The 11,953-nt window shown below is 72.5% G+C and carries 13 protein-coding genes; 10 read left to right on the top strand and 3 right to left on the bottom strand.

Features of this window, described 5'->3' with window-relative positions:
* The first annotated feature begins 92 nt into the window (after positions 1 to 92).
* From galE to QOZ89_RS16840, 3 genes are all read left to right on the top strand, one after another.
* Positions 93 to 1,175: a UDP-glucose 4-epimerase GalE gene (gene galE / locus QOZ89_RS16850; protein WP_198543424.1), complete on the top strand. Its 1,083-nt coding sequence runs from the start codon at positions 93 to 95 to the stop codon at positions 1,173 to 1,175.
* Complete coding sequence (gene mshB / locus QOZ89_RS16845; protein WP_071051413.1) at positions 1,172 to 2,110, top strand: N-acetyl-1-D-myo-inositol-2-amino-2-deoxy-alpha-D-glucopyranoside deacetylase; 939 nt, start codon at positions 1,172 to 1,174, stop codon at positions 2,108 to 2,110. Before galE ends, mshB begins: the two co-directional genes overlap by 4 nt.
* A gap of 170 nt (positions 2,111 to 2,280) precedes the next feature.
* Positions 2,281 to 2,712, top strand: coding sequence for a DUF6113 family protein (locus QOZ89_RS16840; protein WP_312624180.1), 432 nt, complete (start codon positions 2,281 to 2,283; stop codon positions 2,710 to 2,712).
* Here the strand turns inward: QOZ89_RS16840 and QOZ89_RS16835 are convergent.
* The gene (locus tag QOZ89_RS16835) at positions 2,709 to 3,587 is read right to left on the bottom strand and encodes a transglutaminase family protein (RefSeq protein WP_071051411.1); all 879 of its coding nucleotides are present in this window, start codon (positions 3,585 to 3,587) and stop codon (positions 2,709 to 2,711) included. The two genes, QOZ89_RS16840 and QOZ89_RS16835, sit on opposite strands and share 4 nt — an antisense overlap.
* Complete coding sequence (locus QOZ89_RS16830) at positions 3,584 to 3,856, bottom strand: putative acetyltransferase (protein ID WP_071051410.1); 273 nt, start codon at positions 3,854 to 3,856, stop codon at positions 3,584 to 3,586. Before QOZ89_RS16830 ends, QOZ89_RS16835 begins: the two co-directional genes overlap by 4 nt.
* A gap of 87 nt (positions 3,857 to 3,943) precedes the next feature.
* Between QOZ89_RS16830 and fdxA the strand changes: the two genes are divergently transcribed.
* From fdxA to QOZ89_RS16800, 6 genes are all read left to right on the top strand, one after another.
* Positions 3,944 to 4,267: a ferredoxin gene (gene fdxA / locus QOZ89_RS16825; RefSeq protein ID WP_071051409.1), complete on the top strand. Its 324-nt coding sequence runs from the start codon at positions 3,944 to 3,946 to the stop codon at positions 4,265 to 4,267.
* A gap of 210 nt (positions 4,268 to 4,477) precedes the next feature.
* A complete protein-coding gene (gene dapC, locus QOZ89_RS16820) occupies positions 4,478 to 6,079 on the top strand; it encodes a succinyldiaminopimelate transaminase (RefSeq protein ID WP_312624179.1) in 1,602 nt (533 codons plus the stop codon).
* Between the two features lie 420 nt (positions 6,080 to 6,499).
* Positions 6,500 to 7,339, top strand: coding sequence for a 2,3,4,5-tetrahydropyridine-2,6-dicarboxylate N-succinyltransferase (locus QOZ89_RS16815; protein WP_071051408.1), 840 nt, complete (start codon positions 6,500 to 6,502; stop codon positions 7,337 to 7,339).
* A 249-nt stretch (positions 7,340 to 7,588) separates the two neighbouring features.
* The gene (gene dapE, locus QOZ89_RS16810) at positions 7,589 to 8,680 is read left to right on the top strand and encodes a succinyl-diaminopimelate desuccinylase (RefSeq protein ID WP_071051407.1); all 1,092 of its coding nucleotides are present in this window, start codon (positions 7,589 to 7,591) and stop codon (positions 8,678 to 8,680) included.
* Positions 8,681 to 8,809: 129 nt separating this feature from the next.
* Positions 8,810 to 9,706 (top strand): LOG family protein, encoded by an 897-nt coding sequence (locus tag QOZ89_RS16805; RefSeq protein WP_241842034.1) that lies wholly within the window; start codon positions 8,810 to 8,812, stop codon positions 9,704 to 9,706.
* Positions 9,707 to 9,753: 47 nt separating this feature from the next.
* Positions 9,754 to 10,359 carry an LOG family protein gene (locus QOZ89_RS16800; protein WP_071051406.1) on the top strand — a complete coding sequence of 202 codons (606 nt, stop codon included), beginning with the start codon at positions 9,754 to 9,756 and terminating at the stop codon, positions 10,357 to 10,359.
* A 30-nt stretch (positions 10,360 to 10,389) separates the two neighbouring features.
* On the opposite strand, the gene QOZ89_RS16795 is transcribed toward QOZ89_RS16800, so the two are convergent.
* A complete protein-coding gene (locus tag QOZ89_RS16795; RefSeq protein ID WP_241841751.1) occupies positions 10,390 to 11,460 on the bottom strand; it encodes an IS630 family transposase in 1,071 nt (356 codons plus the stop codon).
* A gap of 104 nt (positions 11,461 to 11,564) precedes the next feature.
* Between QOZ89_RS16795 and QOZ89_RS16790 the strand changes: the two genes are divergently transcribed.
* On the top strand, positions 11,565 to 11,912 hold the full coding sequence (locus QOZ89_RS16790; protein ID WP_071049086.1) for a hypothetical protein: 348 nt from the start codon (positions 11,565 to 11,567) through the stop codon (positions 11,910 to 11,912).
* Positions 11,913 to 11,953: the final 41 nt, after the last annotated feature.

The following is an 11,953-nucleotide window of genomic DNA, read 5'->3' as shown; positions in this document are numbered from 1 at the left end:
GCAGGAGCAAGCGAGCGGAGGTCTCGTCCGAGGAACGAGGACGAGGCCGAGCAGGGGCCCCGTTCGGCGCGAATGCGACGGATGGGGGGGCGATGAGTGCGGCGACGGAGCGAACCCGAAACACAGTGAGCGCGACGCCAGGTGAGACGGTGCTGGTGACGGGGGCGGCTGGGTTCATCGGGTCGCACACGTGCGTGGACCTGCTGACGGCCGGCTACCGGGTGATCGGGGTCGACAGCTTCGTCAACAGCTCGCCGCGGGCCCTGGACCGGATCCGAGAGGTAGCGGGCAGCGCGGCCGACAGGCTGGAGTTCGTCGAAGGGGATGTCCGCGACGTCGCCGCGCTCGGCAAGCTGTTCGCCACGACACCCGTCGCGGCGGTCGTCCACTTCGCCGCGCGCAAGGCGGTCGGCGAGTCGGTGACGATGCCGGTCGAGTACTACGACACGAACATCAACGCGACGCTGCGCCTCGTCGAGGTGATGCGCGAGCATGGCACTCGTCGGCTGGTCTTCTCCTCGTCCTGCTCGATCCACGGCGATGTCGACGTCCTCCCGATCCGGGAGGACGCTCCTGTCAGCCCCACGAACCCCTACTCGCGTACCAAGTGGATGTGCGAGCAGATCCTGGCCGATCTGTGCGCCGCCGAGCCGGACTGGCAGGTCATGGCGCTGCGCTACTTCAACCCGGTCGGTGCCCACCCGTCCGGGCTGCTCGGCGAGGACCCGCGCGGGATCCCGAACAACCTGATGCCCTACCTGCAGCAGGTCGCCGTCGGTCGGCGGGAGTACCTGTCGGTGTTCGGCGACGACTACCCGACCCCGGACGGCACCGGCGTGCGCGACTACATCCATGTCATGGACCTCGCCGAAGGCCACCGCGCGGCGCTTGAGCACATCGGCGACGCCGCGGGCTTCCGGGCCGTCAATCTCGGTACCGGCACCGGGACGTCGGTGCGGCAGCTGCTGGACGCGTTCAGCGTCGCCTGCGGACGGCCGCTGCCGTACCAGGTGGTCGCTCGACGCGCCGGCGACGTCGCCGAACTGGTCGCCGACCCGACGCACGCCATCGGCGTGCTCGGCTGGCGCGCCCGCCGCGGCCTCGACGAGATGTGCCGGGACGCCTGGGAGTTCCAGCGGCGCAACCCCGGCGGCTACGACGGGCCCGGCGCATGAGCGAGACGCCAGCGACCGGGCTGGCGGGAACGCCGCCGCGCCGGGTGCTGTTCGTCCACGCCCACCCGGACGACGAGGTGATCGGTACCGGGATCACGATCGCCGCGTACGCCGCGCGTCCCGACACCCATGTGACGTTGGTCACCTGCACCCTCGGTGAGCTCGGCGAGGTGCTCGCCCCCGAGCTGGTGAACCTGCGCAGCGACCTGGGCGACCAGCTGGGCGGCTACCGGATCGGCGAACTGGAGCGGGCCTGCGCCGCCCTGGGCCTGGCGGACCACCGGTTTCTCGGCGGCGCCGGCCGGTTCCGGGACAGCGGGATGATGGGCACCCCCGGCAACGACGACCCGCGCTGCCTCTGGCAGGCGGACCTCACCGAGGCGACGGTCGAGCTGGTAAGGGTCGTGCGGGAGGTGCGCCCGCAGGTGCTGGTCAGCTACGACGCCAACGGCGCCTATGGCCACCCCGACCACATCCGGGCGCATCAGATCACGGTCGCCGCGTTCACCGCCGCGGCCGACCCGGCCTTCGCCCCGGAGGCGGGGGCGCCGTGGGCGCCGTCGAAGCTGTACGAGACGGCGGTGCCGAAGTCGTTCGTGCAACGCGGCGTCGAGTACTTCGCCGAGGACGAGAACAGCCCGTTCCACGGGGCGACGAGCGCCGACGACATCCCGATGGGCGTGCCGGACGAGCAGATCACGACCCAGGTCGAGGCGCCGGAGTTCCTCTCGGCGAAGATCGCGGCGATGCGGGCGCATCGGACCCAGATCGCCGTCGACGGCTTCTTCTTCGCGCTGGCCGACGGCGTCGGCCGGGAGGCCTTCGGGATCGACCACTACGTCCTCACCCGGGGCACTCCGGGGCCTGCCAGCGGTGCCGCGGCCGCTGGCGACGTCGGCCACGAGGCCGATCTGTTCGCGGGCCTCGAGCCTTAGCCGCACCGTCGCCGCCGCCTCGCGCCCTGTCGCGCCCGGCGGCGGGACGACGCGCGCCCCGGCGCTACTGTCGACGTATGCCTCGTCCCAGCCCAGGTCCGCGCCAACCGACGCCTGGTGGGCCCGGCGCGGGCGGCGCGGGCGGTCTGGCCGACTCGGTGGCGGCGAGGGTGACGGGGCTCGGCAGCCTGCCGGTCGTCGAGCCGGCGGAGCCATCCCGGCTCTTCCTCGGCGGCGCCTACGCGTTCGGCCTGCTCGCGGGCGTCGTCCTGGGTGTCTACGGGGTGGCCGCCGTGCCGGCCGGCCCGCGGCTGGGTGACACGCTGCTCTCCCTCGGCCTGCTGCTCGTCGTCGTCGGCAACGTCGGCGTCCCGATGCTGGTGCGCTGGCTGACGGGGACCCGGCTCGGCGCGTGCATCATGCTGGTCGGCTGGGCGCCGGTCGTGCTCGCGCTCGGCTCGTCCCGCGCCGAGGGTGACCTGATGCTGCGCTCCTCGTCCACCGCCTACCTTTTTCTGGCCATCGGTGTGCTGGCACCCATCCTGGTGGCCGTCGTGCGCCCCAGCCGCCGCGGCCTGACCGCCTTCCCCCTCCCGCGCTAGTTGAGGCGGGCGCGGGCGGAGATGGCCGCGGAGCGGGCCGCCGCGGCGGCGGTGGGTTCGGCGACCTCGACCGCGTCGGCGAAGGTGACCAGGTCGGTCGCGCCGTTGAGGAAGTCACCGCGACGGATCAGCAGCTCGCCGCGTTCACGGCGCAGGCTCGCCGGGTGGTGGGGGAGCAGCAGGGACAGCTCGACCGCCCACAGCCGGGTCGCGGTGGCGTCGGAGCGGGCGGCCAGCACCCGGATGTTGCCGAGCACCCGGGCGAGCAGGTCCTCGAAGCTCATCGGCGCGAGCTGAGCGCGGCTGAACGGCACCCCGGCGGCCCGGACACGGGCCGCCGCGTCGTGGACGGTGATCCGCCGGCCGCCGGTGAACGGGTCGACGAGGACGTACTCCCGCGGGGTGCCGAGCGCGACCACCATGTGACCGGGCAGCCCGACCGGGTAGGCCGGCACGCCGAGCCGTGAGGCGACCTCCAGCCAGATGACCGAGAGCATGATCGGCAGGCCGTGCCGGCGGCGCAGCACCGCCGGCAGCAGAGAGGCCCGCAGGTCGTCGTAGTCGCTCTCGCGGCCGGCGAACCCGGCGCGCAGGCCGAGTGACTCGTGCAGCGCCTCGGCGGCGTCGATCGGGTCCTGCCCGGCCGGTAGCTCCTCGGCGGAGCCGCCGGGGGTGGCGCCGGCGGCCGTGGCGCGTGTGGTCTTGGCCACGAGCACCGGGCGCGCCTCGTCCGCGAGCCGGTCCAGTGCGCCGGGCACGTCGGCGGCCTCCGCGTCCGGCTCGGCCTCGGACGCGATCAGTTGACAGGCGAGCGCGAGATCGATCGGTGTCTGGCGCACGACATCGGCGAACTGGGCTCGGCTGCGGGCGCTCATGGGCGGGCCTCCACATCCTGGGCGTCCGGATCCTGTCGCCGACCCCGCTGTGCTCCCCTTATGGGGGGCGGGGGAATGACCTTGGCCGCGATGAGATCGTCCTCCGGAATGCTGATGATCTCGCCGTTTGCGTGCGCGATGGTCAAGACCCCGGCTGTCCATGCCTGGAGGGTTCCGATAACGTCCGTCAGCGGCACCGGCCCCGCGATGCGGCGCCGGATCACGACCCGCGCGCCGATGTCGGCCCGAGTGATGCGGACGACATACACGACCAGCGAACGCCCTTGCTGTCGACACGGAACGGTCGAGGTCGATACTAAGGAATCAGTCGCCCGTGAGCCGAGGAGGAACATCCGGTGACCTACGTCATCGCCGAGCCCTGTGTCGATGTCAAGGACAGGGCTTGCATCGAGGAGTGCCCGGTCGACTGCATCTACGAAGGCGGTCGGATGCTCTACATCCAGCCTGACGAGTGCGTCGACTGTGGTGCATGCGAGCCAGTCTGCCCGGTTGAGGCCATCTACTACGAAGACGATGTGCCCGAGCAGTGGAAGCCGTACACCGACATCAACGCGAACTTCTTCGAGGAACTGGGCTCGCCTGGCGGCGCGTCCAAGGTCGGAGCTCTGGACTACGACCCGCCTGTGGTGGCCGCGTTGGCGCCGCAGGGCGAGCACTGAGCGCAGGAGGCAACGAGCGGAGGTCACGTCTGAGCGAAGCGAGGACGGGGCCGGAGCTCGTTGCGGACGGAGCTCAGCCGTGGCATTGAGCGCAGGAGGCAACGAGCGGAGGTCACGTCTGAGCGAAGCGAGGACGGGGCCGGAGCTCGTTGCGGACGGAGCGAAGCAGTGGCACTGAGCGGCCCAGCGGGGACGCCGGGATCCTCCCGAATGCCACACCCCGCCGCGGTCTCCGGCCGGCGTGCCCGGTCGAAGGTGCGGCTGCCCGACTTCCCGTGGGATCTCCTTGCCCAGTACAAGGAGAAGGCCAGCCAGCACCCGTACGGGCTGGTTGACCTGTCCGTCGGGACGCCGGTCGACCCAGTGCCGGCGGTGGTCCAGCAGGCGCTGGCCGCGGCGGCGAACTCCCCGGGGTACCCACTGACGTGGGGCACCCCGGGGCTGCGCGACGCGGCGGCGGGCTGGCTGGCCCGGCGGCTCGGGGTGCTCGTCGACCCGTCGGCGGTGCTGCCGGTGATCGGGACCAAGGAGCTGGTCGCCCAGCTCCCAGGCCAGCTCGGCCTGGGGCCTGGGGACCGGGTCTGGGTGCCGACGCCGGCCTACCCGACGTACGAGGTCGGGGCGCTGCTCGCCCGCTGCGAGCCCGTATACGGGCCAGCGGACGGAGTGGCGCTGGTCTGGCTCAACTCCCCGTCCAACCCGACCGGCCGCTGCCTGGGCATCGACGAGATGCGTGCGGTCGTCGCCTGGGCGCGGGAGCGCGGCGCGATCGTCGCGAGCGACGAGTGCTACATCGAGCTGGGCTGGGAGTCCCGCGCTGTCTCGGTGCTGCACCCGGACGTCTGCGGCGGCTCGCACGAGGGCCTGCTGGCCGTGCACTCGTTGTCGAAGCGGTCGAACCTGGCCGGCTATCGCGCCGGGTTCGTCACCGGTGACCCGGTGCTGGTCCGCGAGCTGCTCGAGCTCCGCAAGCACGCGGGTCTCATGCTGCCGGACCCGGTCCAGGCGGCGATGACGGCGGCGCTCGCGGACGACATGCACGTGGCCGACCAGCGGGCCCGGTACGTCAACCGGCGTACCGTCCTCGGCGCGGCCCTGGCGGTCGCCGGGTTCACGATCGAGCACAGCGAGGCCGGGCTGTACCTGTGGGCGACCCGCGGGGAGGACGCCTGGGCTACGGTGGACGCCCTCGCCAGCGTCGGCGTGCTCGTCGCGCCCGGCACGTTCTACGGCGAGGCCGGCCGCCGGCATGTCCGGGTCGCGCTGACCGCGCCGGACGCCCAGGTCGCGACGGTGCCCGAGCGGATGGCCATGCTGCCGCCGCCACGGCCGTCCGGCCCGCCCACGGGGGGCCTGCGCACCGGCCCGCCGACGGGGGGCCTGCGTACTGGTGGGTACGCGTACCCGTCCGCCGGACACGCACCGCAGGCCGGCCAGCAGCAGCCGGGTCAGGCCAGGCCGGTGCCCGGTTACGGACAGGGCGCTCCCGCGCCCGGCCCGGCCCGGCCCGGATATGGCCAGCCTGGCCAGCAGCCGGGGTATGGCCAGCAGCCGGGACCGGTGCAGCCGGGGCCGGGGGCGATGCCGACGATGCCGGGCTACACCCAGCGAGGGCACTCCGACCTGGGGCATTCCGACCTGGGGCGCCCCGACACGGGGCACTCGGCCGCCGGCCAGCGGGCCGACGGTCGTCAGGCGGGGAACCGGCAGGGCCCACCGGTGTTCGACAACATCGCCGGCCTCGCCGACACCTACGGGAACCCTCCGGCTCCCGACCCCACCTGGCCGGCGGAGCCGCCCGACATCCGCTGAGGCCAGACGGTTCTCGGCCAGCAGCCGCGTGATCACCAGGTGATCGCGCGGCTGCTGGCTTTTCGGGTGGGTCCGGGTGGGCGTGGAGATCTGCCCGTCAGTGCTTCTGGGGACGGGGGCCTCCGGAGGTGCGAAGGAGGAGCATTTTCGCACCTCCTTTGGCCCTCCAGTGCTTCTGGGACGGGGGCCTCCGGAGGTGCGAAGGAGGAGCATTTTCGCACCTCCTTTGGCCCTCCAGTGCTTCTGGGACGGGGGCCTCCGGAGGTGCGAAGGAGGAGCATTTTCGCACCTCCTTTGGCCCTCTAGCCGTCCGGTCCCGTGGGGCTGGCGCCAGGACCGGCCAGCCGAGGTCCGTGGGCAGCTGCGCCCCTCGCACCTCCTCGGCCTGTTCCTCCGTCCAGGGCGGTTAGGGTCGGGCGGGTGAGCACCTCTGAATCCTTCGCCTCTCCGCTTGACCCCGTCGTCGACGAGCTCTGGGAGCGCCGGGCCGAGCTGAGCCCGGACGACTCCGACGCCCGCAAGGCCGTGGTCGCGGCCGTCGACGCCATCGACGCGGGCGAGGCCCGGGTCGCACAGGTCGCGGCGAGCGGCGCGGTCGTCGTCGACGAGCGGGCCAAGCGGGCCATCCTGCTGTCCTTCAAGGTCCTGCCGATGGTCGAGTCGGCGGCCGGTGCCTTCCAATACCACGACCGGGTGCCGCTCAAGACCCGGTTCGACGGTGTCCGCGTCGTCCCGGGCGCGATCGTCCGCTGGGGCGCTCACATCGCGCCCGGCGCCGTGCTCATGCCGAGCTACACCAACATTGGCGGCTACGTCGACTCCGGCACCCTCGTGGACACCTGGGCGACCGTCGGCTCGTGCGCGCAGGTCGGCCGCAACGTGCACCTCTCCGGTGGTGTCGGCCTCGGCGGCGTGCTCGAGCCGCCGAACGCCGTGCCGGTCGTCATCGAGGACGATGCCTTCGTCGGCAGCCGGTGCATGGTGGTCGACGGCGCCCGGGTCCGCCGTGGCGCGAAGCTCGGGGCCGGTTCGATCCTCACCGCGTCCACCCACGTGTTCGACGCCACGACCGGCGAGGAGTACCCGCGCGGCGAGATCCCGGAGCGGGCCGTCGCGGTCGGCGCCAGCCGGGTCAAGAACTTCCCGGGCGGGGACTTCGCGATGCCCTGCATCGTGGTGCTGCGCACCCTCGCCGAGGGCCAGATCCACGACAAGCTGGCCCTCAATGACATCCTGCGTGAGCACGGCGTCAGCGCCTGAGGCGCTCCCGTTGCTGGACGCTCCGCGCCCACAACCGGGCAGCGCCTGTCGGGCGCTGAGCCTGACCTCCCAGATCGGCTTCGCCGATCCGGCAGGGACCCTGCTCCCCGCGTGGTGCCGGGTACAGGCGTATGACGGTGGCTGGAGTGGTGCCGGGCTGACGACGTGGTTGCGTTGACGCTGCGCTAGAGGCGCTGTCACCGGCGGTGGCTGGCTTGGCATCGGGACGCTCGGCAATAGGGTGCGGGCATGGAGCTGGACATCGCGGCGCCGCCGGGGGAGCTGACCAGGGCGCTGGTGGACGTCGAGTCGGTGAGCGGTGGTGAAGGGCCGCTCGCGGACGCGGTCGAGAAGGCCCTGGCCGGCCTGCCCGGCCTGACCGTCGACCGCGATGGCGACGCGGTCGTGGCGCGCACCCATCTCGGCCTGCCCAGCAGGGTGGTCCTCGCCGGCCATCTGGACACCGTCCCGGTCGCCGAGAACCTGCCGGCCCGCCGCGACGGCGACCGGCTCTACGGCTGCGGGACGTCCGACATGAAGGCGGGCGTCGCCGTGATGCTGCACCTCGCCGCCACCGTGCCACTGGCGAGCCTGACGCACGACCTGACCTGGGTGTTCTACGACAACGAGGAGGTCGCCGCCGCCCGAAACGGGCTGCGCCGGCTCGTCGCGGCGCACCGCGACTGGCTGGACGGCGACCTCGCGGTCCTCATGGAGCCGACCGCCGGCGAGATCGAGGCGGGCTGCCAGGGCACGCTGCGGGTGGTGGCGACGCTGCCGGGCCGGCGGGCCCACTCGGCCCGCTCGTGGCTCGGCGACAACGCCATCCACCGAGCGGGTGACCTGCTCTCGCGGCTCGCCGCCTACCAGCCGCGCGCGGTGGTCCTGGACGGTTGTGAGTATCGGGAGGGCCTGTCCGCCGTGCGCATCTCGGGCGGGGTGGCCGGCAACGTCATCCCGGACCGCTGCGACGTGATGATCAATTTCCGGTTCGCCCCGGACCGGGACGAGGCGGGCGCCCTCGCGCACGTCCGCGAGGTGCTCGCCGGGTATGAGCTGGAACTGACCGACAGCGCGGCCGGCGCGCCGCCCGGCCTGGCGGCGCCGGCGGCGGGTGCCTTCCTGGCCGCCACCGGCCGTACCCCGCGGGCGAAGTACGGCTGGACGGACGTCGCCCGCTTCGCCGCGCTCGGTATCCCGGCCCTGAACTACGGCCCCGGAGACCCCAACCTCGCCCACACCCGCGACGAGTACGTCGAACTGGCCCTGGTCGACGAAGCCGAGCGCGTCCTGCGGGCCTACCTCACCGCGCGGGTGAAACCAGCGAGATCCACGGCATGACGGCGATGGCTGGACTCGGCGCCCGTCGCGCGCGCTCGCGCAGATTTATATGATCTATCTCATATGTCAAACCTGCGCCGTACTGACCGGCCCCGTGGGTCCGGTCCGCGGTTGGCCTATGGTGCCGTGGTGACACGCTTCCAGTCTGGTGAGCCGGCCGCCCTGCCTGACGCGGCGGACGTGCTCGGCACGCCCGTGCCCGCGGGGCAGAGCCAGGGCGAGCCCGACACCGACCACCTGTCGCCACCGCCGCCGGAACAACGCCGGGGCGCGCAGGTCGCCCGGCGCGGGCAGGTCCGCCACTCCACAGCCGACCAGCGGCTGCTGGCCAACCAGGATTCCGCGGACTTCGTCCATTCCGACCCGTGGCGGGTGCTGCGTATCCAGAGCGAGTTCGTCGAGGGCTTCGGCCTGCTCGCCGACCTCCCGCGCGCGGTGACCGTGTTCGGGTCGGCCCGGGTACCGCGCGACCATCAGGACTACGCCGTGGGCCGCCGGCTGGGTGGCGCCCTGGCCGACGCCGGCTTCGCCGTGATCACCGGCGGCGGCCCGGGCGCGATGGAGGCCGTCAACCGGGGCGCGCAGGAGGCCGGCGGCCTGTCCGTCGGGCTCGGCATCGAGCTGCCGTTCGAGCAGCGGCTCAACGACTGGGTCGACCTCGGGGTCAGCTTCCGGTACTTCTTCGTCCGCAAGACGATGTTCGTGAAGTACGCCGAGGCGTTCGTGTGCCTGCCGGGTGGCTTTGGCACGCTCGACGAGCTGTTCGAGGCGCTCACCCTGGTACAGACCGGCAAGGTGACCCGGTTCCCGGTGGTGCTGATGGGCACCGACTACTGGCGTGGTCTCCTGGACTGGCTGCGTTCGACGGTCGCCGCGACCGGCCGGATCAAGGAGACCGACCTGGACCTGGTCTCGATCACCGACGACGTCGATGAGGCGGTCCGGCTGGTCGTCGAGGGCACGGCGGGCCCGGGCGGCGTTCGGCCCTCGCTCCCGCCGAGCGAGCCAGGCCGGGTGGCCTCGTGAGGCTGTGCCCCCGGTGAGGCCGTGCCCCCGGTGAGGCTGTGTGCCCTATGAGGATATGCGTCTACTGCTCGTCGTCCGAGCGCATCGACCCTGGCTACGTGCTGCTGGCCGCCCAGGTCGGGTCGGAGCTGGCCGCCCGCGGCCACGACCTGGTCTCCGGCGGAGGCTCGATCTCCTGCATGGGCGGGGTCGCCCGCGCCGCCCGCGCCGGCGGTGCGCACACCCTCGGGGTGATCCCGCGCAAGCTGCTGGAGCTGGAGGTCTCGGATACCGACGCCGACGAGCTGATCATCACCGAGACCATGCGGGAGCGTAAGGCGATCATGGACGGTCGGGCGGATGCCTTCCTCGCGCTGCCCGGCGGTCTCGGCACGCTTGAAGAACTGTTCGAGGTGTGGGTCGCGGCGATGCTCGGCATGCACACCAAGCCGATCGTCGTGTGCGATCCCGACGGGGTCTTCGCCCACCTGCACACGCTCGTCGACGGCCTCGTCGACCGTGGCTTCGTCCGCCCCAACGCACGCGACCTGCTGCGCTGGGCCACAACCGCGACCGAGGCCCTCGACTTTCTGGAGGCCGCCGTCGCGGCCCTCCCCACGGTCGTGCCCAGCCCCGACGAGGCCATCGAAGCTTCCGCCCCTCCGATCGACTAGTGCTGCCCCGCGTAAGTCTTGCTGGGGTTGTCAGGCGGCTTTGAGGGGTTCGCCGGTGTAGGTCCAGCGGTAGGGCTTGGCGGTGCGGTCGTGGACCTCGATGAAGTGGAGGATCTTGTTGGCGAGGTTGTCGCGGGAGGTGAAGTCGCCGCGCCGCAGGAGCTGGCGGGTGAGGGTCGAGAAGAAGATCTCGACCATGTTCAGCCAGCTGGCGTGTTTCGGGGTGTAGGTCACGACGAACCGGGGGTGGGCCGCGAGCCACCGCCGGGTCGCGTGCGCGGTGTGGCTCGACCCGTTGTCCATCACCAGGTAGATCTTCAGTGTCGGGTCGATCGCCTCGTCGAGCCTGGTCAGGAACCAGGTGAAGTTCGCCGAGTTGTTCTTCCCGGGGATGATCTCACCGAGGACCTCGCCGGTGGCGACGTCCATCGCCGCGACCAGCGACACGGTGCCGTGCCGGACGTACTCGAACTCGCGCCTGGCGGGGGAGCCGGGGCGGATCGGGCGGGTCGGGTGGCGCCGCGAGCGGGCGTGGATCGCGGTCTTCTCGTCGACGCTGATCACGACCCCGTCCGCGGGCGGGTGCAGGTAGAGGTCGCAGACCGCGGCGGCGCGGTCGGCGAAGTCCGGGACGGCGGGCCGGTTGAGCCAGCCCCGGACCCGGTGCGGCTTGAGGTCGAGATCGGCCAGGACCCGGCCGATCTGCGCCGGTGACATCCCGACCGTGGGGGCGAGATGCTCGGCGAGCAGCCGGTGCGACCACTGCGACGCCGCCTGTGGGGCGGTCTCGGTGACGGCGGCCAGCACCGCGAGCCGGGCGTCCGGGCCGTAGCGGCGCGGCCGGCCGGGGCGGGGCCGGTCGACGAGCGCGGCCTCGCCGTCGGTGGCGAACCGGGCGCACAGCCGGCGGACCGTGTCCGCGTGCACGCCGTGGCGGCGGCCGAGCGCGACCGGCCCCCACCGGCCGTCGGCCGCGTCCAGCAGGATCCGGGCCCGTCTGACCTGGTCGAACGGGGCACTCACCGTCCCGGCGAGCTTCTTGAACCGTTGACGCTGCGCGGCGCCGAGGACCACCCTCGGACCGCCGGACCAGCTGCCCACCTGAGCACCCACCGCATCCTGGAAGGGACAGTTCCAGGACGACAGGGAAGAACCGGGCAGACCCGCGCGCGGGTCCGACACGCCAAGGCGGGCAGGATAGGGACGTGGCGAAGATCCCCGAGATGGCCCGGGTAGTGCTGGAACACCGGCTGCGCACCCAGCACACCGCCCGCTGGCCCCAGCTGCGCGACCTGACCATCCGCTACCGCGGCGACTTCGCCTACCTCGACGCCGTCTTCGCCGACGAGGCGGACGACGCGGCCCCCTACCCGCTGTGCCGGCTGCGCTACACCGGCCAGCCCGACCAGTGGGGCTTCGCGATCTACCTCGACAGCCGCGGCGCCTACGAGGACTCCTACCTGCCGAGTGGCGAGTCCGTCGGCACGCCCGAACAGGCCCTCAACTGCGCCTGCGGGCTTTACGCCGGCGACCCCACCGCCTGGATCGGCTGATCACCAGCCAGGCCAGCAAGATTTACGCGGAGCTGCACTAG

Source organism: Pseudofrankia coriaricola, from assembly GCF_032027725.1.
Taxonomy (GTDB): Bacteria; Actinomycetota; Actinomycetes; order Frankiales; family Frankiaceae; genus Pseudofrankia.
The sequence above is the reverse complement of the archived record's forward strand: the minus strand, read 5'-3'. Positions and strand labels throughout refer to the sequence as shown.

Excerpts from the sequence above, each read along its gene's own strand:
- galE (WP_198543424.1), top strand. The coding sequence starts at position 93 with ATGAGTGCGGCGACGGAGCGAACCCGAAACACAGTGAGCGCGACGCCA.
- mshB (WP_071051413.1), top strand. The coding sequence starts at position 1,172 with ATGAGCGAGACGCCAGCGACCGGGCTGGCGGGAACGCCGCCGCGCCGG.
- QOZ89_RS16835 (WP_071051411.1), bottom strand. The coding sequence starts at position 3,587 with ATGAGCGCCCGCAGCCGAGCCCAGTTCGCCGATGTCGTGCGCCAGACA.
- dapC (WP_312624179.1), top strand. The coding sequence starts at position 4,478 with ATGCCACACCCCGCCGCGGTCTCCGGCCGGCGTGCCCGGTCGAAGGTG.
- dapE (WP_071051407.1), top strand. The coding sequence starts at position 7,589 with ATGGAGCTGGACATCGCGGCGCCGCCGGGGGAGCTGACCAGGGCGCTG.
- QOZ89_RS16800 (WP_071051406.1), top strand. The coding sequence starts at position 9,754 with ATGAGGATATGCGTCTACTGCTCGTCGTCCGAGCGCATCGACCCTGGC.